At 52.5% G+C, this 22,994-nt stretch carries 17 protein-coding genes and 1 tRNA gene; 13 read left to right on the top strand and 5 right to left on the bottom strand.

The features are described from left to right. The first annotated feature begins 52 nt into the window (after window positions 1–52). Window positions 53–1,471 (top strand): pyruvate kinase, encoded by a 1,419-nt coding sequence (gene pyk, locus ACR9EC_RS03360; protein WP_435300107.1) that lies wholly within the window; start codon window positions 53–55, stop codon window positions 1,469–1,471. A gap of 145 nt (window positions 1,472–1,616) precedes the next feature. Here the strand turns inward: pyk and ACR9EC_RS03355 are convergent. Then, window positions 1,617–1,693 (bottom strand) — tRNA-Leu (locus tag ACR9EC_RS03355). A 219-nt stretch (window positions 1,694–1,912) separates the two neighbouring features. Here ACR9EC_RS03355 and ACR9EC_RS03350 point away from each other — a divergent pair. Together ACR9EC_RS03350 and ACR9EC_RS03345 are read left to right on the top strand one after the other, a co-directional pair. Next, window positions 1,913–2,599 (top strand): ANTAR domain-containing response regulator, encoded by a 687-nt coding sequence (locus ACR9EC_RS03350; protein WP_435300597.1) that lies wholly within the window; start codon window positions 1,913–1,915, stop codon window positions 2,597–2,599. Between the two features lie 193 nt (window positions 2,600–2,792). Further along, window positions 2,793–3,488, top strand: a complete 696-nt coding sequence (locus tag ACR9EC_RS03345; protein WP_435300106.1) for a GNAT family N-acetyltransferase — start codon at window positions 2,793–2,795, stop codon at window positions 3,486–3,488. On the opposite strand, the gene ACR9EC_RS03340 is transcribed toward ACR9EC_RS03345, so the two are convergent. Beyond that, window positions 3,450–3,863, bottom strand: a complete 414-nt coding sequence (locus tag ACR9EC_RS03340; RefSeq protein WP_435300105.1) for a hotdog fold thioesterase — start codon at window positions 3,861–3,863, stop codon at window positions 3,450–3,452. The genes ACR9EC_RS03345 and ACR9EC_RS03340 overlap by 39 nt on opposite strands. Window positions 3,864–3,882: 19 nt before the next feature. On the opposite strand from ACR9EC_RS03340, the gene polA reads away from it, so the two are divergent. Continuing rightward, the gene (gene polA, locus ACR9EC_RS03335) at window positions 3,883–6,564 is read left to right on the top strand and encodes a DNA polymerase I (protein WP_435300104.1); all 2,682 of its coding nucleotides are present in this window, start codon (window positions 3,883–3,885) and stop codon (window positions 6,562–6,564) included. 41 nt (window positions 6,565–6,605) lie between these two features. Here the strand turns inward: polA and ACR9EC_RS03330 are convergent, their stop codons facing one another. Further along, on the bottom strand, window positions 6,606–7,418 hold the full coding sequence (locus ACR9EC_RS03330) for a class I SAM-dependent methyltransferase (protein WP_435300103.1): 813 nt from the start codon (window positions 7,416–7,418) through the stop codon (window positions 6,606–6,608). Between the two features lie 189 nt (window positions 7,419–7,607). Here ACR9EC_RS03330 and ACR9EC_RS03325 point away from each other — a divergent pair, with 189 nt between their 5' ends. From ACR9EC_RS03325 to pcp, 3 genes are all read left to right on the top strand, one after another. Beyond that, the gene (locus ACR9EC_RS03325) at window positions 7,608–8,630 is read left to right on the top strand and encodes a 6-phosphofructokinase (protein ID WP_435300102.1); all 1,023 of its coding nucleotides are present in this window, start codon (window positions 7,608–7,610) and stop codon (window positions 8,628–8,630) included. Between the two features lie 190 nt (window positions 8,631–8,820). After that, window positions 8,821–10,287, top strand: a complete 1,467-nt coding sequence (gene rpsA, locus ACR9EC_RS03320; RefSeq protein WP_435300101.1) for a 30S ribosomal protein S1 — start codon at window positions 8,821–8,823, stop codon at window positions 10,285–10,287. 89 nt (window positions 10,288–10,376) lie between these two features. Continuing rightward, window positions 10,377–11,006 carry a pyroglutamyl-peptidase I gene (gene pcp, locus ACR9EC_RS03315; protein WP_435300100.1) on the top strand — a complete coding sequence of 210 codons (630 nt, stop codon included), beginning with the start codon at window positions 10,377–10,379 and terminating at the stop codon, window positions 11,004–11,006. Window positions 11,007–11,051: 45 nt separating this feature from the next. Here the strand turns inward: pcp and ACR9EC_RS03310 are convergent, their stop codons facing one another. Beyond that, on the bottom strand, window positions 11,052–12,932 hold the full coding sequence (locus ACR9EC_RS03310; protein ID WP_435300596.1) for an ABC transporter ATP-binding protein: 1,881 nt from the start codon (window positions 12,930–12,932) through the stop codon (window positions 11,052–11,054). Window positions 12,933–12,999: 67 nt separating this feature from the next. Here ACR9EC_RS03310 and coaE point away from each other — a divergent pair, with 67 nt between their 5' ends. Further along, window positions 13,000–13,617, top strand: a complete 618-nt coding sequence (coaE, locus tag ACR9EC_RS03305) for a dephospho-CoA kinase (protein WP_435300099.1) — start codon at window positions 13,000–13,002, stop codon at window positions 13,615–13,617. 321 nt (window positions 13,618–13,938) lie between these two features. Continuing rightward, entirely contained in the window at window positions 13,939–15,276 is a 1,338-nt protein-coding gene (locus ACR9EC_RS03300; RefSeq protein ID WP_435300098.1) for an MFS transporter, read from the top strand. Here the strand turns inward: ACR9EC_RS03300 and ACR9EC_RS03295 are convergent. Continuing rightward, window positions 15,273–16,091, bottom strand: coding sequence for a helix-turn-helix transcriptional regulator (locus ACR9EC_RS03295; protein ID WP_435300097.1), 819 nt, complete (start codon window positions 16,089–16,091; stop codon window positions 15,273–15,275). The two genes, ACR9EC_RS03300 and ACR9EC_RS03295, sit on opposite strands and share 4 nt — an antisense overlap. Before the next feature lie 182 nt (window positions 16,092–16,273). Here ACR9EC_RS03295 and ACR9EC_RS03290 point away from each other — a divergent pair, with 182 nt between their 5' ends. The 4 genes from ACR9EC_RS03290 to narI are packed head-to-tail and all read left to right on the top strand — an operon-like array spanning window position 16,274 to window position 22,978. Further along, window positions 16,274–19,996, top strand: a complete 3,723-nt coding sequence (locus ACR9EC_RS03290; RefSeq protein ID WP_435300096.1) for a nitrate reductase subunit alpha — start codon at window positions 16,274–16,276, stop codon at window positions 19,994–19,996. Further along, a complete protein-coding gene (gene narH, locus ACR9EC_RS03285) occupies window positions 19,996–21,519 on the top strand; it encodes a nitrate reductase subunit beta (RefSeq protein WP_435300095.1) in 1,524 nt (507 codons plus the stop codon). Before ACR9EC_RS03290 ends, narH begins: the two co-directional genes overlap by 1 nt. Then, window positions 21,516–22,265 (top strand): nitrate reductase molybdenum cofactor assembly chaperone, encoded by a 750-nt coding sequence (gene narJ, locus ACR9EC_RS03280; protein WP_435300094.1) that lies wholly within the window; start codon window positions 21,516–21,518, stop codon window positions 22,263–22,265. The genes narH and narJ overlap by 4 nt, the downstream gene beginning before the upstream one ends. Continuing rightward, on the top strand, window positions 22,262–22,978 hold the full coding sequence (gene narI, locus ACR9EC_RS03275) for a respiratory nitrate reductase subunit gamma (protein ID WP_435300093.1): 717 nt from the start codon (window positions 22,262–22,264) through the stop codon (window positions 22,976–22,978). Before narJ ends, narI begins: the two co-directional genes overlap by 4 nt. The last annotated feature ends 16 nt before the right edge of the window (window positions 22,979–22,994 follow it).

The raw sequence follows: 22,994 nt of genomic DNA, 5'->3' as shown, positions 1-22,994 counted from the left end.
AAGGGATCATTTCGTCCCCAGAGCTGTATTAGACAAGCAATAGGCTGGAGCTATGCGCAAAGCAAAGATCGTTTGCACCATCGGACCCGCAACTTCCTCACCAGAGAACATGGCGAGGCTCGTCGCTGCGGGAATGGACGTAGCACGTATTAACCGTTCCCACGGTGGATTTGAAGAGCACGAGAACGTATACCGTAACGTACGCCAAGCAGCTAAAGACGCTGGCCGTAACGTTGCTGTTCTTGTTGACCTACAGGGACCAAAGATTCGTCTCGGCAAGTTCGAGGAAGACCGCAAGTACTTCCTTGCTGTTGGCGATGTATTCACCATCACCACGGATGACATCCTTGGTAACCAGGAGATCTGCTCCACCACGCACAAAGGCCTTCCAGGCGATGCAAAGGTTGGCGACGCTATCCTCATCGACGACGGTAAAGTTACCGTTCGTGTTATCGAGGTAGACGAAACCCGCGTTGTTACCAAGTGTGAGGTTCCAGGACCAATCTCAAACAACAAGGGCCTGAACCTGCCTGGAGCTAACGTTTCTGTTCCAGCAATGTCAGACAAAGACGAAGCTGACCTTCGTTGGGCAGTTCGCCTCGGCGCTGACATCATCGCTTTGTCCTTCGTTCGTACCGCTAAAGACTACGACGACGTTCGTCGCGTCATGGAAGAAGAAGGCCGTGTTCTTCCAGTTGTAGCTAAGGTTGAAAAGCCACAGGCTGTAGAGAACCTCGCAGAGATCGTTGATGCATTCGACGCCATCATGGTTGCCCGTGGTGACCTTGGTGTTGAGCTTCCTCTCGAGCAGGTTCCACTCGTGCAGAAGCGTGCAGTTGAGCTTGCTCGCCGCAACGCAAAGCCAGTAATCGTTGCAACTCAGGTACTTGAGTCAATGATCACAAACCCACGCCCAACTCGTGCAGAAGCATCTGACTGCGCAAACGCCATCCTTGATGGTGCTGACGCTGTCATGCTTTCCGGTGAGACCTCAGTTGGTGACTTCGCTATTGAAGCCGTTGAGACAATGGCAAAGATTGTTGAAGCAACCGAAGAGCTCGGACGTGAGCGTATCGCTCCTCTCGGTTCAACCCCTCACACCCGCGGTGGTGCTATCACCCGTGCGGCAGCTGAGATTGGTGAGACCCTAGGCGTTAAGTACGCAGTAACCTTCACTCAGTCAGGTGACTCGGCACGCCGTTTCGCTCGTCTGCGTTCACCACTGCAGCACTTGGCATTCACGCCACGTTCTGACGTTGCTTCAGTGCTTGCACTGTCATGGGGCGTAACCTCACAGAAAGTTGAAGAAGTAACTTCAACCGACGAGATGGTACGTATCGTTGACGCACGCTTGCAAGAGCAGGGTCTTGCTGAGACCGGCGACATGATCGTTGTTGTTTCTGGTGCTCCAGTGGGCGTTTCAGGAACCACAAACTCGATCCTCGTACACCGTATCGGTGACGACATCTGAGACTAGCCTGTTTTAGGTCTGTGAGTGTGGGCGCTACCGATTGCGGTGGCGCCCACACTTGTTTGGGATGCAAGCGCGCAATGAAGTCACAGTGCAACCTAGAAAAGGGTATAAAAAAACCGCTGATAAAATCAGCGGTTTTTTCTGGTGCCCCGGGTGGGATTCGAACCCACACTGGATCGGGTTTGAGCCGAACGCCTCTGCCGGTTGGGCTACCGGGGCTAAAGAACTGAAGATCGCTACTGTTTCCGTGTAGGAAACTGAAGTGAAGTCCACCCTAGGCGTCAGAACTGGTGTTCTGTCCGAGTAAAAGATTACACGTGAACGGCGGATACATGAAATCGAGGCACGCGTTTTTTGTGTGACCTGCATTTCGCTTTACTAAAATAGGGCTTCTAGGCTTATGAAGGTCGAGATAGAGACTAAGATAGTTTCGTGACCATGAAAGACGAACAACCAACAAGCGCAGACGCTTCGGCAAAGGAGCAGGACAACGTGATTGACTTGACTAACCTGTCTCCAGGGGACGACGAAGCTGTTGCCCCAACTCGACCCGTACGTCGTGCAGTCGTCGCTGAAGACGAGGCTCTTATCCGCATGGACGTCGTAGAGACCCTGCGCGAAGCGGGCTATGAGGTTGTTGGTGAGGCTGGGGACGGCGAGACTGCTGTTCGCCTCGCTACGGAACTAAAACCAGATGTTGTGGTGATGGATGTCAAAATGCCTGAACTTGATGGCATTAGCGCAGCTGAACGTATCGGCAAAGCGCATGTTGCGCCGGTAGTGTTGCTTACTGCTTTCTCTCAAACTGAGCTTGTGGAGCGTGCGCGAGACGCTGGTGCTATGGCTTACGTTGTGAAGCCGTTCAGCCCTGCCGACCTGTTGCCTGCAGTCGAAATCGCAATTTCTCGGTACAAGCAGATCACTGCTTTGGAATCTGAAGTTGCAGACTTGGCAGAGCGGTTTGAAACACGTAAGCGTGTTGACCGTGCTAAAGGTCTCCTGATGACGAAGATGGGGCTTTCTGAACCTGATTCGTTCCGCTGGATCCAAAAGACTTCCATGGATCGTCGTTTGACGATGCGTGAGGTTGCTGACGCGGTTATTGATCAAGTGGGCGACAAATAGCACACAAGGTGTAAACCGATGTGTAGGCCAAGAAATAACAAAACTTCGGTAATGTTTTGAACTTGCCGTGTGGGCGGTCTTGCAAACATCGTGTTTACACGATTGGATAAAGATCCAATCGTTTTCAAGCGTGATAAACGAAATTTTGATGAGAAACCGCCAACGCTTTGCCACCACTGCCCAGGGAGTGAAGATGCTTACGCACGTAGATGTGAGTGATATTCGTGAGCACGAACTCTTAGAGGTAGCTCACCTATGTGTGAATGCACGAGATGAGTCTGCTTTGGGCGCGCAAATCTGTGTGGGGGAGCCTGAACGTCTGGTGCGGCAACTGGGCGTATTTGCTCAATATGAGGGCTCGCATGTGTTGGTTGCACGCCAAGAAGGCCACATCGTTGGTTTCATAATGATGCGTACCGTTGCACCAGGTGTGTTCGTTGACGTCCCAACCGTTTATTTAGAGGCGGTATTTGTTGCTTCGGGAGCACGACGACGCGGCATCGGTCATCAATTGCTTTCTGCATTGTGTGAACGCGCAAGTGTGGTGGGTGCTACCGAAATTTATGCGTTGCCGCTGCCAGGGTCGAGAGGCTTGCAGCGCTTTTTATCTCGTTTAGGTTTTGCGCCTGCCGCGGCTCATCGTGTCGTCAACGTGGCTACCTTGCAACGTAACATTCTTGCTGAACTGAAACGTTCACGACGAGGCGGACCGCGCACACTTGACGATTTGATTGCACGCAGACGAAAAGCTCGCATAGAAACGAATAGCGGCCCGCTTGATTTACGGTCTTTTCAAGCTGCGCTTGCGCAAGAACGGGAGGGGGCAGACGCGCCCCCGTCCGCTACAACCTCAATCTCGCCGAACGATGATCATGCACGTCAGTCGTGATGTGCACAAGCGCCTTCCGGACTCGTCAGTGATGACGATTTCGTAACTGGCAGTGGTTTTCCCTAAATGCAGTGCCGTGGCCGTGCCATAGACATGTCCAGAGCGTGCAGAGGCATGGTGAGTGGCACTCACTTCAATACCCACCGCAGTGCGTCCTTCTCCAGCATGCACAGATGCTGCGATGGACCCTAAAGTTTCTGCAAGCACTACGCTTGCTCCACCATGTAACAGCCCAAGAGGTTGTGTGTTGCCCACGACAGGCATTGTGCCTGTAGCAACTTGAGCAGTTACTTTGGTAAGTTCGATGCCCATGCGTTCAATGAGCGTGCCTTGAAGAGAATATTCTGGTGCGTTCAACGTGTTGTTTGTTTCCATAAAGGATAGGTTTGCAGGTGTGAACGACTTTACGCGACCCCGTCTCCTCATTATTGATGGACACTCCATGGCCTTTAGAGCATTTTTTGCTCTTCCGGCGGATAAGTTCATCACGTCATCTGGCGCTTATACAAACGCCGTGCATGGCTTTATTTCTATGCTCGCAACGTTAATTACTAACGAAAAGCCGACCCATCTCGGTGTGGCTTTTGACGCTGGTTCACATACTTTCCGCACTGACCAGTATCCGGAATATAAAGGTGGACGTAACGCCACACCTGAAGAGTTCAAAGGGCAAATCCCACTCATTAAAGAAGTCTTGTCTTCAATGAACATTCAGTTCTTTGAAAAGGACATGTTTGAAGCAGACGATATTTTAGCTACATGGTCAAAGACAGCGACTGATCAGGGCATGGACGTGCTGGTGTGTTCAGGCGACCGTGACGCATTGCAGCTAGTTAATGACACGGTTACTGTTTTGTACCCGGTTAAAGGTGTATCTGAACTGAAGCGATACACACCTGATGCGGTAGAAGAAAAATATGGTGTTCGTCCTGAAAACTATCCAGACCTTGCTGCACTAGTTGGTGAAAAGGCCGATAACATTCCTGGTGTCCCGGGGGTAGGGCCAAAAACTGCTGCAAAGTGGATACAGCAATATGGCAGTCTCAACGACATCCTCGAACACGCAGACAGCGTGAAAGGCAAAGTTGGCGAGTCTCTGCGCAACCACCTCGATCAAGTTCGCCGCAACCGCGAAATCAACCATTTGCTCACCGACATGGATGTCGCAATTGAGCCAAACGGCCTTGAACTTGCAGCGTGGAACAAAGAGGCAATGAATGAAATTTTCGATGTCTTAGAGTTCAAAACGCTGCGGGAGCGACTGTTCGCACTCATGCCAGATGCAGGAGAACCTGAACAATCTGTTAGCGAAGCGACGCCAGTAGAAATAACAGTTTTTAAAAGCAACGCAGTCGAGCCGTGGATAGCAGAAGCGACAGGTACTCTTGCCGTTGACGTTGTTGGAAAGAAGACACCGTTTGGTGGCTCTGCATGGACTGTTGTCCTTGCTGACGAGAATAACCGCGCTGCTGTTCTCCCATTAGATGAGCTTTCTGACGTAAATACGGTGTTCATACGTCAATGGTTGAGCGATGCAGAACAGCCAAAAATCGTGCACGGGATGAAGGGAATTTGGCATGCGCTCCATCCTTTCTCAAACGGTATTAAAGGCATAACGTTCGATGTGGAATTGGCTGCATATCTTGCGTTTCCCGATCAGCGTTCATACAGCTTAGAAGACCTTGCCCAACGTTATTTGTATCGGTCTTTGACTGTTACGGAGCACACCGGGCAAGGTGCGTTTGACCTTGATTTTGATGACGCAGCAGAGCACCAGAATCTAGCAGCACAAGCCAGCGCAATATTGCCGCTCGCGCAGGTGTTACGTGAAGAACTCGAAACTCGTTCGTCTCTTAACTTGTTGGAAGAACTCGAAATCCCACTCGCGTTTACACTCGCGCAGATGGAACATTACGGTGTTGCTGCAGACGTAGACCACTTACGTGATCTTGAAGCGTACTTCCTGACAGAAGGGCAAGAAGCTGCAGAAGCTGCCTATGAAGCTATCGGGCGGAAAGTGAATCTGGGCTCTCCAAAGCAGCTGCAAGAAGTGCTGTTTGACCAGTTGGAAATGCCCAAAACAAAAAAGATCAAAACTGGGTATACGACAGACGCCGCGGCTTTAGCCGACCTATATGCGAAAACACAGCACCCATTTTTGAAGCAGTTGCTGGCGCACCGCGACGTAACAAAACTGCGTCAGACAGTAGAGACTCTGTTGAAGTCTGTGTCTGCTGATGGTCGCATACACACGACTTTCCAACAGACCGTTGCTGCTACAGGGCGGTTGAGCTCGGCAGATCCAAATCTGCAAAACATTCCGGTACGTTCGGAAACTGGACGCAAAATACGTCAAGCTTTTACCGTCGGTGAAGGCTATGAAACGCTTTTGACCGCTGACTACAGCCAAATCGAGATGCGGATTATGGCGCATCTTTCTGGCGATGCAGGGCTTATTGCTGCATTTAATGCAGGCGAAGACCTGCACAACTATGTGGGATCGCATGTGTTCAATGTTGAAACGACAGATGTGACCCCTGAGATGCGGTCCAAAGTGAAAGCCATGAGTTATGGCCTTGCCTATGGTCTGTCGGCATATGGTTTGTCAAAGCAGCTCAACATTTCTGTGGGAGAGGCCAACTCTCTTATGGAGGATTACTTCAAGCGTTTTGGGGGAGTGCGTGATTACTTGCGAAACGTTGTTGATCAGGCCAGGGCTGATGGATATACACAAACGATCTTAGGGCGTCGACGTTATCTTCCTGACCTCACATCCGATAATAGGCAACGTCGTGAAATCGCAGAGCGCGTAGCGCTCAACGCGCCTATCCAAGGAAGCGCAGCTGACATCATCAAGATTGCTATGTTGCGTGTGCACGAACGATTTGTAACTGAACAGTTAGAGTCACGTTTGCTTTTGCAAATCCACGACGAATTACTTGTTGAAGTTGCCGCGGGTGAGGCCAGCATCGTGGAAGATATTTTGCGAGATGAAATGGCGAACGCGATAGAACTTTCTGTTCCGCTGTCTGTTTCCGTAGGTGTTGGAATCAACTGGCATGAGGCCGGTCACTAATATCACTGACATGAAGTGCGCGGGAAACATTTCCGCGCACTTCATGCTTTATCGGCGACGACAATCAAGGTTCCGGGCAAGTATGCGCCGCGTTCGGGACCCCAGCCACCCCACACGTTCGTGTTGTGCGCAGGCCATTCTGGCTCTATGAGATCAGTAAGGGCGAAGCCAGCGGTAACAACAGAACGCACATGATCGCCTACAGTTCGATGAAACTCTGCGTATTCGACTTTTCCGTTTGCATCAAACTCGACGTACGGTTCGCGTGCAAAATACGAGCGTTGAATGCTCATGCCGTGACGTGTTGGGTCGTCGGGAAACATCCAACGCGCTGGATGGGTCGTCGAATATACCCAGCGGCCGCCAGGTCGTAATACTCGAAAAACTTCGCTGTGGATTCGGTCAACGTCCGCAACAAATGGGATTGCGCCAAAAGAGGTGAACACTACGTCGAAAGCGTCATCACAAAAAGGTAGTTTTTGTGCGTCTGCTTGCACGAGAGGAACAGGGGTGTGCGACGTATCGGAACTATCGATGCGGTGAGAATGTTGCAACATCGAAAAAGAAAGATCTGTAGCTAACACATGTGCGCCGCGGCGTTTAAGCCATCGAGAACATTGCGCTGCGCCGCTGCCAATCTCAAGGATCTTTACGTTGTCAAAATGCAGTGATCCGGTGAGTAGCTGGAGTTGTTCTTCAGTTACTCCTTCTGGCCCCCAAAAGAATGTTGACTCTTTGAGGAACGCGCCGTTGTCATCAAAATAGTCTGTGGAGTTGTCATCCCACCATGAGCGGGCAGCAGCCGTGGCATCTTGCGCAGCGATCTGTTCATATCCAATGCGCCCAATATTCATGCTCATCACGTCCTGGATAGCTAGTTTTTACGACACTTCATGTGAATAGTACTTGCCACAGGACCAAAGTTTCACAAAACGTTGTGACGAACGAGGTAAGGTAAAACCGCTGAAAGTTTCTTGGACCAGCCGTCTATTGGGACAAGACATCTCATGTGGCACGAAGCCACTCATTGCGAGGGAGTATCTATGCGCATCGGCCTGCTCACAGGTGGAGGGGACTGCCCGGGGCTCAACGCCGCCATTCGTGCGGTAGTCAAGCAGGGCCTAGGTGAATACGGACACCAGATAATTGGGTTCCGTAATGGCTGGAAAGGCGTAGTTGACGGGGACGTCGTGCAACTCGACCGGTCTAACATCCGTAATATCCTTCCGCAAGGAGGAACGATGTTGGGCACTGCACGTTTCCACCCACACTCCGCTGGCGCTATGGAACAAGTTATGGCGACGCTTGAAGCTGAGCGGATTGAAGCGTTGATCTGCATTGGTGGAGACGGTACCTTGAACGCTGCATCGAAAGTTGCAGAGCAAGGAATCAAGATGGTTGCGATACCAAAGACAATTGATAATGACGTGTATGGCACTGATCTATCGATCGGATATCACACGGCAGTAAACATTGCGACAGAAGCGATTGACCGAGTCCACACCACAGCTGAATCGCACAACCGAGTCATGGTTGTTGAAGTTATGGGACGACACGCTGGGTGGATCGCGGTTGCTGCTGGCATCGCAGGTGGCGCAGAAGTCATTCTCGCTCCAGAAGAACCATTCGAGATCGAAAAACTCGTGAAGTTCTTGAAGCACCGCCACCGCGCGCACGCAAACTTCTCGATCGTTGTTGTCGCTGAAGGTGCCGCCCCAGTTAAGGGCAGCGCTATGGATTATGAAGTGCAGCTTGGTCAATACGGCGAAATTATTGCCGGAGCAATTGGTGAGCGTGTTGCCAAGGAGATCCAAGAGCGTACAGGGTTCGACACTCGTCTTACAGTCCTTGGACATGTGCAACGTGGTGGTACACCAACACCAACCGACCGTATTTTGGGCTCGCGTTTTGGTGTTGCTGCTGTGGATGCAATTACGCAGGGTCACTCTAACGTTATGACTGCACTGCGTAATGAAGAAGTCGTTCTGGTGCCGCTTGATGAAATCGCTGGAAAGGTAAAGCCAGTTCCAGAGGATCTGTTGCGAGTCGCTCGAGTTCTTGCATAATTTCATACGCTAAGAACATAGTTGCCCGTTAAGTGGCCGGTTTCACAAAGAAACCTGACGCTTGGCGGGCTAACTTGTTTGCCCCTATTCTGTGGCGCGTGTAGGCTTGAATACGGTGTTTTCGAACACGAGAACCCACACAATTACTTATCCGTAACTACTTCCTGTCCGCATCGGAGCATTAGACTCAATGAGCAACAACACCCCTCAGGTCGCTGTCAACGACATTGGTACCGAGGAAGACTTCCTCGCAGCAGTTGACGCAACCATCAAGTACTTCAACGACGGCGACATCGTTGAGGGCACCATTGTCAAGGTTGACCGCGACGAGGTTCTCCTCGACATCGGTTACAAGACCGAAGGTGTCATCCCATCTCGCGAACTTTCCATCAAGCATGATGTTGATCCAGGCGAGGTTGTAAATGTAGGCGACGCCGTTGAGGCTCTAGTTCTCCAGAAGGAGGACAAGGAAGGCCGTCTCATCTTGTCCAAGAAGCGTGCTCAGTACGAGCGTGCTTGGGGCACCATCGAGAAGATCAAAGAAGAAGACGGCGTCGTTACCGGTACCGTCATCGAGGTTGTCAAGGGTGGTCTTATCCTCGACATCGGTCTTCGCGGCTTCCTCCCAGCTTCACTCGTCGAAATGCGTCGCGTTCGCGACCTCATGCCATACGTTGGCAAAGAGATCGAAGCGAAGATCATCGAACTCGACAAGAACCGCAACAACGTTGTGCTTTCACGTCGTGCATGGCTTGAGCAGACTCAGTCTGAGGTTCGTTCCACCTTCCTCCAGACCCTGCAAAAGGGTCAGGTACGCCCAGGTGTTGTTTCCTCGATCGTTAACTTCGGTGCATTCGTTGACCTTGGCGGCGTAGACGGTCTCGTCCACGTTTCCGAGCTGTCATGGAAGCACATCGACCACCCAGGTGAGGTCGTTGAGGTTGGTCAGGAAGTTACCGTTGAGGTTCTCGACGTTGACTTCGACCGTGAGCGTGTTTCACTCTCCCTCAAAGCAACCCAAGAAGACCCATGGCAGACCTTCGCTCGCACACACGCGATCGGTCAGGTTGTACCAGGTAAGGTCACCAAGCTCGTTCCATTCGGTGCATTCGTTCGCGTTGAGGACGGCATCGAAGGCCTCGTGCACATCTCCGAGCTTGCTGTTCGTCACGTTGACCTCCCAGAGCAGGTTGTTAACGTTGGTGACGACGCATTCGTTAAGGTCATCGACATCGACCTCGAGCGTCGCCGCATCTCACTCTCCCTCAAGCAGGCTAACGAGGGTGTTGACCCAGAGTCCGAAGAGTTCGACCCAGCACTCTACGGAATGGCAGCTGAGTACGACGAGCAGGGTAACTACAAGTACCCTGAAGGCTTCGACCCAGAGACCGAAGAGTGGCTTGAAGGATTCGAAACCCAGCGTGAAGCTTGGGAGAACGAATACGCTAAGGCACACGCTCGTTGGGAATCACACCGCAAGCAAGTTGCAGAGGCCGCTAAGGCAGACGCTGAGGCAGCAGCCGCAGCTGGTGAAGCAGCGGAAGAAGAAGCACCAGCTTCTTACTCCTCAGCACCAGTTGAAGAGCCATCAACTGAAGGCACACTTGCTTCCGACGAGGCTCTCGCAGCTTTGCGTGAGAAGCTCACCGGAAACTGATATTTAACCTAGATACACTCTAGATTCAACGACAGGCCCAACCAGAACGGTTGGGCCTGTCGTTGTACATATGGACAAAGGAACATTACGTGAAGCAGCGCATACTACTGACCGGGTTTGAACCATTTGCTGGGGCGTCACGTAATCCCTCGCAAGAGGCTGTTGAACTAGTTGCCCAAAGCTTTACAGCCGACAACGCTGAATTGCATACTGCTGTACTCGCAGTGGAGTTTGCGCAGGCACAAGAGCAACTTGCTGAACTTATCGAGCATATCGATCCCACCATTATTGTGTGTGTTGGTGTAGCAGGTGGGCGCTCCGCGATCACACCTGAACGTGTTGCCATCAATCTTGCAGACGCTCGAATACCCGATAACAGTGGGGCAGCACCTATTGATCAACCAATTGTAGAGAACGCACCTGCCGCGTATTTCACTACTCTTCCGGTTAAAAAAGCAGTGACAGAGATGAACGCGCAGGGCATCCCTGCGTCGTTGTCATACACTGCAGGAACATACGTGTGTAACGCTGTCATGTATGCGATTTTGCATGCGACCGCGGGAACTGAAACTCGTGCAGGTTTTCTTCACGTTCCCGACGTCTTTGATGACAAGGTCATGGTGACACTCGCCGAACTAGCATGGGGGATAACCACGTGCTTACACGTATTTTGTGAAACACACGAAGACACCCACATATCAATGGGACGAGAAGACTAGGCCAGCTTGTCGGAGCAGGCGCGTACTTGTTCTTAATGACCTTTCTTATTGGTCAGAAAATTGGGTTGTGTAGAGGTCCGCATACATTCCGTTGGCTAGCAGTAACTCGCTGTGGGTTCCTTCTTCGACGAGTTTCCCCTCGTCGATAACAAGTATTTTGTCTGCGGACCGCACAGTAGACAGACGATGCGCGATAACGACAGCTGTTCTGCCGGCAAGGGCATGATCGAAAGCTGTTGCTATAGCTGCTTCGGATTCTGAATCTAGGTGTGCTGTTGCCTCATCAAGTACAACAATTTCTGGGGATTTCAAAAGTAAACGTGCGATCGCTAAACGTTGTCGTTCACCACCAGACATTCGATAACCACGGTCTCCAATAACCGTGTCGAGCTGTTCAGGCAATGACTGGATAAGCGGCCACATCTGAGCTTGGATGAGTGCTTCTTGAAGTTCAGCATCTGTTGCTGAAGGCTTTGCGTAGAGCAAATTTTCTCGAATAGATTCATGAAACATGTGGGCGTCTTGCATAACAACGCCGATGGTTGCACGCACCGATGTAAAGGATGCGTCACGCAGGTTCACTCCAGCGATTTCAATGCTGCCGTGCGTTGGATCATACATGCGCGTCAATAAGTGAGATAGCGTGGTTTTTCCGGCGCCGGAAGGCCCCACAATCGCGACAGTTTGCCCCGGTGAAATGTGGAAACTTAAATCCTTGATCGTTTCACCGTTTGGTTCAACGCTGAGCGTTGAAACGCTTTCCAACGATGCAAGAGACACATCCTGCGCTCGAGGGTAACTGAACGACACGCCCCGAAACGCGATGTGCGCTCCAGTCGTGTGAACGGCAGCAAGCACATCCTTGGGGGAGGAACTTTCTTTGATCATGGGCTCCAGATCAAGAACTTCAAGCACACGTTCAAATGACACAAGTGCTGTCATCACTGTTACCTGCACGTTAGAAAGCGCCGTAAGTGGGGCATACAACTGACCCAAATATGCGGCTAAAGCAACGACAACACCAACACTTAATTCTCCCGAGATCGCTTGCAACCCACCAAGACCATATACCGCGGCTATGGCCAGAGCAGAAATAGTCGTTAACGTGACCCGAAAAATTACCTGATACATGGCAGTTTTAACGCCAATATCGCGCACCTGCCCAGCCTGAAGCGCAAAACGGTCAAGTTCTGCTTGAGGGTTCCCATAAGTTTTAGACAAATACGCGCCAGAGACATTAAACCGCTCATTCATGGTTTGAGCTGCTTCAGCGTTGAGGTGATAACTTTCCTTCGTGATTTTTGCTAACCGCGGACCTAACCAGCGTGCAGGGAACACAAACGCGGGAAGCAATACAAGCGACAGTAGAGTGAGCTGCCATGACATCGTGAACATGGCGATAAGCACAAACACGACAGTCAGAGTGTTCGACACAACCTGAGAGAGCGTAGAAGTAAAAGCCTGTTGTGCACCCAACACATCCCCGTTGAGCCGTTGCACCAAAGCACCAGTTTTTGTGCGAGCAAAGAACGCAATCGGCATGGACTGCACGTGATCAAAAATTTGTGTCCGAAGATCATAAATCACACCTTCACCTATCTTGGCTGAGGTGTAACGCTCCCAGATAGATAAACCTGCACCAGCAAGAGCCAGCCCAGCAACAATTAAAGCAAGCGTGACAACAAGAGTCGTATCTCCTGTGGAAATACCATCGTCGATAATCTTTTGAAACAAAAGAGGCTGAACAGCAGTAAAAGCGGCAGCAACCGAAATGAGAAGAACAAACACAACAAGTTGTTTCTTGTAAGGAGCCGCGAACCCTAAGACACGACGCACCGTATCTTTTTTCAACTCATGATGTTTGACCGATGAATCTTGTTGAAAAGAACGAAAGTTCCCACCAGGTCCACCAGGACCGCGATGCATAGACAAGTTTTATCCTCCTGGCGTGTATACGGACCGTATCTGAACGACACCGTGCAGTATTGATTGTATGTTTCGTGTAGGGCTCACCGGCGGTATTGCATCAGGTAAATCAGAAGTATCACGTTTGTTGCGTGCCTTACAGGTGAACGTGATAGACCATGACGTGTTAGCCCGCCAAGCGGTAGCACCAGGGAGCGCTGGTTTACGTCGCATCGCAGATCACTTTGGGGCACAGGTGCTTACCAAACACGGGGAACTCGACCGGACAGCACTAGCCCACCTAGTTTTTGGTAACAAAGACGAACTACATGTACTCAACACGATCGTGCACCCAGAAGTAAAACGCCTCGCAGACGAAAACGACCAAGCCGCTAGAGACGCCGGAGCAGCAATCGTCGTCCACGACATCCCATTGCTTGTCGAAACACAACAAGAAGACACATTCGATGCAGTACTCGTTGTTGAAGCGCCCATGGCACACCGTATCGAACGCATGAAACAGTACCGCGGAATGAGCGAAGAAGAAGCCCAATCCCGAATCGCACAACAAGCATCCGACGAACAACGCCGCACCGCCGCAGACTTTGTGATCATGAACGACGGCAACCTGTCAGATCTAGAAACCCGCGTCCACGACACATGGAACAAAGTTCTTAAAAGGAAGACCCGCCAGCGCAGTCTGTGATCTGTAACACTCTAAAGTTTTCTGATATCAATTGCCTCCAGCCCTTACAGCATGATTTTTCTCTAAAGATTTTTTAGGAAAGAACTAGTTGCTTCAACTTTCTATGTGCCAAAGTGTCGGTCGTGTCAGAAGCGTATCTAATAAAACTATCTAATAAATTTAAAACAAAAGCACATATCAAAAACTCTTAAATTATTGATTTAAGAGTTTTTATTTTTTAATAAAATCCCTAGGACCAAAGGCCTTTAGTGCATAATTTTCACTCCATATCGTAAGCCTGTCAGCATATTTCTCCACCGCACGGTAAACGAGGTTTACGATATGGTCATCTCTCAAAGGCCGGCGCCATCCGCCATTGAAACTACTAAAGACGCACGACGTGACTTAGTGGGGTGGGATCCAAACAACGCGCACACGTGGAATTCAAAAATAGCGTGGACTACTTTGTGGGTCACAACTTTTAATTTAATGCTTGCTTTTATTATTTGGTATCTACCTGGAGCGCTCATACCAACTCTTGGAACCATCACTGGGTGGAACCTTACAGAGAGCCAGTCATACTGGCTCTTAGCTATGCCCGGCTTAACTGGTGGGGCTCTACGCCTGGTGTGGATGACACTGCCGCCGCTCATCGGGACCCGACCAATGATGATTCTTTCCTCAGCCTTGATGATTATCCCATTCGTCGGATGGACCTGGGTGGTCACCTTACCCACGCAGCCGCCTTACGGGCTTTTGCTTGCATTAGCGCTTGCTGCTGGTATCGGTGGTGGGGTTTTCTCTGGTTATATGCCTTCAACTTCGTATTTTTTTCCAAAAGCAAAGCAGGGTATAGCGCTGGGATTGCAAGCAGGAATTGGAAATTTTGGTGTCTCTGTAGTGCAATTTGTTGTTCCCTGGGCTATTGGTTTTTCGATGTTTGGGATTGCTGGACAAGTATCAAAAACAGAAGTCGGGGAAAGTTTCGTATGGTTACAAAACCCCGGCCTTATATTTATTCCATTTGCTTTGGTTGGGTGCGCTTTGACCTGGACAACACTGAAATCAGTGCCCATGAAAGCCAACCTTAAGCAGCAATTCGACATTTTTAACAACAAACATACATGGCTGATGACAATGCAGTATGTGCTTACGTTTGGAATTTTTTCCGGTTTGGCTGGAACATTTGGCATGCTCTTAAAGCAGCAATTCGGTCCAGAATATCTGAAATGGGTGTTCCTTGGAGCGCTAGTAGGTTCTCTAGTGCGTATGAGTTGGGGTCCGCTATGCGACAAGTTTGGCGGAGCAATATGGACCTTTGTAGCGGGGATAGGCATGGCGCTATCCGCTGGAATCGTACTTTTTGGTCAGTTGTCTACGCGTGACAAGGAACCAAATCTAGAAATTTTCATGGTTGGCATGCTTCTCATTTTCTTTTTTGCCGGAATCGGTAACGCTTCAACCTTTAAACAAATGCCAATGATTTTTAGCGCCCGACAGGCAGGCGGTGTCATCGGCTGGACAGCAGCGATTGCAGCGTTTGGGCCCTTCATTTTTTCAGTGGCTTTTAACTACTTCAGCCGAGTGCAGGTGTTTTCCTTCATCATCGTGTATGCCGTGGCCTGTGCAGTTGTTTCTTGGCATTTTTACGCTCGTCCAAGAGCTGAAGCAAAAAGTTAATGAACAGGTAGAGCCTCTACAACAATCGACTCTGGAATCCACGTATGCGTATCAACGGAAATGAGAGGAGCAACAACATGGTCTTTACCTGTGATGTACATGATCGTCGTGACGCGCACGGTAGTTCTCAACTCAGACAACATTCCGTTGATAAGCCCAGCATTGAGTGCGTTAACGTGTGCAATGTGTCCGTGTCGATACCCGCCAAAGGGAACATGATTGAGCACGATCGCTTGCTGTCCTGCACGCATTCGAAAGTCAAATCCGTGCAGATCGGACGGACGCTCACCGTACGAGTTCGTCAGTATGCCATGAGAATCAGCGGATACAAGTTCTGGCGCATACCAGAGCGCATCAAGTTTTGCGATAACGGCTTTCAAGGCTTCAAATTCAGAAAGAGGCTCTACTGTTTTCAACGCAGCAAGGCGAGCACCCCACGCCATCCCCATGTTGTGGAGCGCCTGTATTGGCTGTTCACACGTCTGCGAATAACTAGAGGTCAATATCTCTGCAAGCAGACGAAAACCTTGAGCCCGTTCATGAGTTTGGTTAGGCAAAATACCAACATACAAAACCTTTGGCCTACCTGGAGTAGATCGAGGCTGTTGGCGACGTTCAGCCAGTCCAGCATCAACAAGCGACTCAAGGTGAAAGCGTGCAGTGTTTACATGCACACCAGCATCTTCAGCAACCTCAGTTACCGAAAGAGGTTCGCGAGTATCACGAAGCAATTGAATGATGTGGGTACGACGGCCACCGTAATTGCTTTTGCCTGTCGTCCCATCAAATCCGTAATGACTGAGCGTATTAACCATCATCGTCTCCTTTGGCGAGATTTGTTCCACGTAGCTCAGGCTGCACCTATGCGGATATTTCCAAGAATATTCGTTTCTATGAATAACTTAGCCATCATCGTATAACCCAATCTCGGACTAAAGGCCCACCCTCAGGCTGTGTAGCTATGCATGAACACGCCGCAAGGCAAGGAAGGCACCACATGAATGCTTCTCAACAAGAAGACATGTCATCACTCGTACAAAAAATTATGCGGACACGTAACGTGCTTCCACGTACAGAAGTGTTTGATAATGCTCACGCACTGATTGATACCGACCCCTCAGAATGGGATGAGTTTTACCGCAATAGGTGGTCACATGACAAAGTTGTACGATCAACGCACGGAGTGAACTGCACAGGGTCGTGTGCATGGGACGTCTACGTAAAAGACGGACTGATTACATGGGAACACCAAGGAACAGACTACCCAACCACCGGGCCCGACTCACCTGAATACGAACCACGAGGCTGTCCACGTGGAGCATCGTTTTCCTGGTACACGTATTCACCGGGACGAGTGAAATACCCTTACATCCGCAGCGTATTGCTTGAGTTATATCAGGCAGGTAAAAAAGAACATGGAGATCCCGTTCGCGCTTGGGAATCTGTTGTCGAGTCACCGCTAAAGGCAACCCTGTATAAGCAAGCACGCGGTAAAGGCGGGTTTGTGCGCGCTGATTGGGAACTAGCAACAGAAATGATTGCTGCCGCTCACGTGTACACAATCAAAAAATATGGGCCAGATCGCTGTGTGGGCTTCACACCTATTCCAGCAATGTCCATGGCATCGTTTGGAGTCGGCACCAGATTTTTGTCGATGATAGGTGGTACTCTCTTAAGCTTCTATGACTGGTATGCAGATCTCCCACCAGCTTCTCCTCAAGTCTGGGGCGATCAAACTGACGTCCCAGAATCAGGGGACTGGTGGAACAGCAGTTACATGATCATGTGGGGATCAAATATCCCAATTACCCGCACACCAGACGCTCATTTCTTAACTGAAACTCGATACAAAGGCACAAAAGTTGTTGCTGTATCCCCAGACTATGCAGAGAACGTGAAGTTTGCAGACGACTGGCTAGCACCTGCCCCAGGTACGGACGGAGCGTTGGCGCTCGCGATGGGGCACGTTATTTTGACTGAGTTCTACCGAGACAGAACCGTGCCATATTTTGCACAGTACTCGAAGCAGTTTACGGATCTTCCATTCCTGGTTCGTCTTGAACCTACTGATAAGGGTTCTTTTACCGTGGGAAAGTTTCTCACTGCTACCGACCTTCCTGACGATAAAGTCTATGGTGCAACAGGTACTCGCGGGGAGTTCCGTCCGGTTTATGTTGACGCTGTTACGGGCAAAATTACAGTGCCTAATGGAACACTTGCAGACAGGTGGACCGATGAGGGCAAAGGTCGATGGAATTTAGACCTTGAAGGACAAGACCCGGTTCTCTCCCTGTATGAGGAGAGCCTTGGTGGCGTTGCCTCTCGTGGGGTTGAGGTGGTTTTGCCTCGATTCGATGAGGGGGAGACTGAGGGCGGCACCGTCATGAACCGTGGCGTTCCTGCCGTGGACGTGGCTGGAATAACGGTCACCACCGTGTATGACCTGATGCTCGCAAACTACGGGGTAGGGCGCGATGGACTGCCTGGGCAGTGGGCGCTCGGATACGACGATGCGAGCGTAGTGGGCACTCCGGCCTGGCAGGAGGAAATGTCGGGGGTTCCGCTGGAACAGTGCGCGCGCATTGCACGCGAGTTTGCGCGCAACGCGGAGTTGACGCAGGGGCGTTCCATGATTGTCATGGGAGCGGGCACTAACCACTGGTACCACTCGGACACGATCTACCGTACGTTCATCTCGTTGCTGACACTGACGGGCTGCCAGGGTAAGAATGGCGGCGGGTGGGCGCACTATGTGGGTCAGGAGAAGGCCCGTCCGGTGACGGGGCAGCAGCATATGTCGTTTGCGTTGGACTGGCAGCGGCCTACTCGCCACATGGCTGGTACGGCGTTCTGGTATGTGGCCACCGATCAGTGGCGGTACGACGGGTTTGATGCTGCCGAGTTGATGTCTCCGGCCTCGGGTAAGCGACTCGGGCGCACGTCATTTGCAGATTGTCTGGCCCAAGCCCAGCGGCTTGGGTGGACTCCGGGGCACCCCGGCTTTGACCGCAATCCGCTGCAGATTTGCGACGAGGCGGAAGCGCTGGGTCAGCCCGTTGCGGATTATGTGGTGGATCAGTTGCGCGAGGGCACGCTGAAGTTTGCGATTGAGGACCCTGACGCCCCAGAGAACTTCCCGCGGGTGCTCACCTTGTGGCGGTCAAACCTGATCGGTAACTCAGCGAAGGGCAATGAGTACTTCATGCGGCACCTGCTCGGGACGACCGATGCCGTGCGAGGCATGGAAACCCCGGAGGCTATGCGGCCACGGGACATCGCCTGGCGGGAGAACGCAGCGCGTGGCAAGCTGGATCTGCTGACCACGATTGACTTCCGGATGACCGGGTCGGCGCTGTTCTCCGACATCGTTCTTCCGGCTGCCACGTGGTATGAGAAACAGGACCTCTCCACCACGGACATGCACCCGTTTGTGCATGCGCTCAATGCCGCCATCACACCGGCATGGGAGTCGCGCACCGACTATGACGCGTTCCTAGTTATCGCGGACAAGGTCTCGGAGATGTCCAAGGTGCATCTTGGGACTCGCACGGATGTCATCGCCGCACCGCTCACACACGACACCCCGGATGAGATGGCTCAGCCGCACGGCGTTGTGAGGGACTGGAAGACTGGTGAGATTGACCCGATTCCGGGCGTGACGATGCCACGTCTGGTCACGATTGAGCGCGACTACACCAAGATCGGCGAGAAGATGCGCGCCGTTGGTCCGCTGATCTCTACTGCGGGCACGACAGTCAAGGGCGTGACGATAGTGCCGGAATCAGCTATTGAACACCTGGCTAAACTCAACGGCGTTCAGCGCGAAGGAGTGGGCAAGGGGCGTCCTCGCCTTGAATCCGCCTATCACTTCTGCGAGGCAATCCTCGCCCTGTCTGGGGCAACCAACGGTGAAGTCTCTGTTGCGGGTTTCAAGGAGTTGGAGAAGCGGGTCGGTAAGAAGATGCATGACCTTGCTGAGGAGAACGAGGAACGTAAGATCACGTTCGCTCAGGCGTTGAGTGGGCCGCAGCCAGTGTTCACCACATATGAGTGGTCCGGTTCGGAGAAGGGCGGGCGTAGGTACTCGCCGTTCACGATCAACCTTGAAAAGGAAAAACCGTGGCACACGATTACGGGGCGTCAGCACTACTTTGTGGATCACGATTGGATGCAGGCGCTCGGCGAGCAACTGCCCACCTACCGTCCTCCGCTCGATATGGCCCGCCACTACGGTGATCAGGGGTTTACGGATGGAAAGGGCGCGGGAGTTACCGTCCGGTATCTGACCCCGCACTCAAAGTGGTCCATTCACTCGCAGTACCAGGACAACCCGTACATGCTTGGACTGTCTCGCGGCGGTCCTGTGATCTGGATGTCCGTGGAGGATGCCGCGGAGGCTGGCATCAAGGACAACGAATGGATCGAGGCGGTCAACCGTAACGGTGTCGTGACGTGCCGTGCGGTGGTCAGTCACCGGATGCCGCAGGGCACGGCGTACATGTACCACTCCAAGGACCGGAACATGGACGTGCCTAAGACCGAGACCACGGGTAAGCGCGGTGGAATCCACAACGCGCTCACCATGATCATGATGAAACCCTCGCATTTCCTTGGTGGCTATGGACAGTTCACCTATGCGTTCAACTACTACGGCCCGACGGGCAACCAGCGTGACGAACTCACCGTTATCCGTCGCCGGTCACAGGAGGTTCAGTACTGATGCGTGTCATGAGTCAAGTCGCGATGGTCATGAACCTCGACAAGTGCATTGGCTGCCACACCTGCTCGGTCACGTGTAAGCAGACCTGGACGAACCGCGATGGCGTTGAGTACGTCTGGTTCAACAACGTGGAAACCAAGCCAGGGCTGGGCTATCCGCGTGGGTATGAGGATCAGGACCAGTGGCGCGGTGGTTGGGAACTCGACCGTAGGGGAAAGCTTCGTCTGCGGTCCGGTGGCAGGCTGCGCAGGCTTGCAAACATCTTTGCGAACCCGGACCTGCCCTCACTGGATGACTACTACGAGCCGGCCACCTACGATTTCGATCAGCTTGTCACCGCCCCTGCGGGCGATGACGTCCCCGTGGCGCGCCCGAAGTCAGCGATCACGGGCAAGGATATGAAGATCGAATGGGGGGCCAACTGGGACGATGACCTGGCCGGTTCGCCAGAGATCGCCCACTTGGACCCGAATCTTAAGGGGATGGCCGACAAGGTCAAGATGTCCTTTGAGCAGACCTTCATGTTCCACCTGCCGCGGATCTGTGAACATTGCCTGAATCCAGCCTGTGTCTCTGCGTGCCCGTCTTCGGCAATGTACAAGCGGGTGGAGGACGGTATCGTCCTAGTGGACCAGGACAAATGCCGTGGCTGGCGCATGTGCGTATCGGCCTGTCCGTACAAGAAGGTGTACATCAACCACCAGACTGGCAAGGCCGAGAAGTGCACCTTCTGCTTCCCTCGGATCGAGGCGGGTATGCCGACGGTGTGTGCCGAAACCTGTGTAGGACGACTGCGTTACATCGGCATTGTGCTCTATGACGCGGATGGCGTGGAGGCAGCGGCATCGGTGAAAGACGATAGGGAACTGCTTGATGCTCAGCGCAACATCATTCTCGATCCGTTCGACCCGGAGGTCCTTGCGGCGGCCCGTGGCGAGGGTATCCCGGAGGACTGGTTGAAGGCCGCTCAGGAATCGCCGATCTACAAACTCATCCACAAGTACAAGATCGCGCTGCCACTGCACCCCGAGTACCGTACGATGCCGATGGTCTGGTATGTGCCGCCGCTTTCGCCAGTGCTGGATGTGACCGAAGAACTTGGGGCTGACAACACGAGTGCGGACGAGGTGTTCCACACCATTGCTTCTCTGCGCATCCCCATGCAATATCTTGCCTCGATCTTCTCTGCCGGGGACGTCGATGTGGTGGCCGGTGTCTTGATGAAACTGGCCGGAATGCGCACGTACATGCGTAATCGCACGGTGGGTGGTGAGATCAGCACCGACATCATCGAGAAGATCGGCATGAGCGGCGAGGACATTGAGGAAATGTATCGGCTTCTTGCCATCGCTAAGATGAGCGATCGTTACGTCATCCCGAAAGCCCACACAGAACGGGCTGCGGAGATGGCCTCGTGGGCGTCAGGGTGTTCGCTGGATGGTCCTGGCGGACCGGGCATGAGTGCGGCGGCTGCACGCGGCGGCAAGGTCTCCCTTACCCTGCAACGTAGGAGGCCACAGTGACTGCAGCAGCTACCGGACGTAAGCCAGTCGCTATCCCGCTGTTCAGGCGTTCGAAACGCAGGGATCTGGTGGAGATACCGGGACGTGCTGACGTTCTTGCACTCATCTCGGTTCTGCTGGGCTACCCGGACGAGGAATTTGACAGCCTGCGCGACGATCTGACTCAGGCAGTGGACGCGCTACCGCGGTCTGCCGCAGCCTCCCTGATTCAAGAGTTTTGGGAGAAGTTCTCCCGCTTTGAGCTGCAAGAGGCACGCCGCCACTACGTGGAGACCTTTGACCTGCGGCGAAACTGCTCGCTGTTCCTGACGTACTACCTGCATGGCGATACTCGTCAACGGGGTATGTCGCTGCTGATGTTCAAGCAGCGGTATCGCGCCTACGGATTCACGCCGCCGGAGAACGAACTCCCGGACTATCTGCCGATGGTTCTTGAGTTCGCGGCCACAACCGGTCCGGGTGTGGGGGAAGGGCTGTTACGCATGCACCGCAGCGGGCTGGAGGTTATCCGCACCGCACTGCGCAAACGGAAAACAGCGTACTCGCTGCTGTTTGATGCCGTGAACGTGCTACTCGGTCCAATCACGCAAAAACAACTCGATGAGGCCAGGCAACTCATCAGCGCTGGTCCACCACAGGATTCCATAGGTCTCGAATCACCGCTTGCGGGATACGGGCAAGCCGATGCGAATGTCCCGTTTGGTCCGCCTGCCTACACCTGCTCGGAGAAACGAGAACCTCAATGAACACCTTCCTCTACGTTGTTTTCCCGTATGTGTGCCTAGCCATCTTTGTGGTGGGTCACATCTGGCGCTACCGCCACGACCAGTACGGGTGGACCACACGCACCAGTCAGGTACTCGAGAATCGGTGGTTACGCTTGGGGTCTCCGCTGTTCCACTTCGGCGCACTGTTCGCCATCCTCGGCCACATCGGAGGGCTGTTGATCCCTCCCTCGTGGACTAGGTTTGTGGGTATCTCCGACCACACCTATCACGTGGTCGCTGTGGCAGCTGGAACAGTTGCCGGGGTTTTCCTGAGTGCAGGACTCATTATTCTGCTGATCCGGAGGTTCTGGTATTCAGAGCGCATCAAGGTGGTCACCACCGGATGGGACTACGTGCTCTATATTCTGCTGACCGCCGAGATATTTGTGGGAATGTGGCAGACAGTTGCCATCAATGTGTTCGGTGAAGGCTATGAATATCGCGGCACCATCTCGGTGTGGTTCCGGCAGTTGTTCATCCTGCAGCCGGACAGTTCACTGGTTGCTGGGGCGCCGTTCTGGTATCAACTGCACATCGTACTCGCATGTCTGATGCTTGCGGTGTGGCCCTTCACCAGGCTGGTGCACGTGTGGTCGATCCCCATCATGTATATGACTAGGCCGTTTGTGGTGTACCGCCGCAGGTTCGAGCCGGACATCTCTCCGACTCTTAAGCAGCCGGTCAAGCGGTGATCGCGGGTTGAGGTGC

Source organism: Timonella sp. A28 (assembly GCF_051200815.1).
In the GTDB taxonomy this organism is placed as follows: domain Bacteria; phylum Actinomycetota; class Actinomycetes; order Actinomycetales; family Cellulomonadaceae; genus Timonella.
This window is presented reverse-complemented; position numbering and strand designations above follow the sequence as displayed.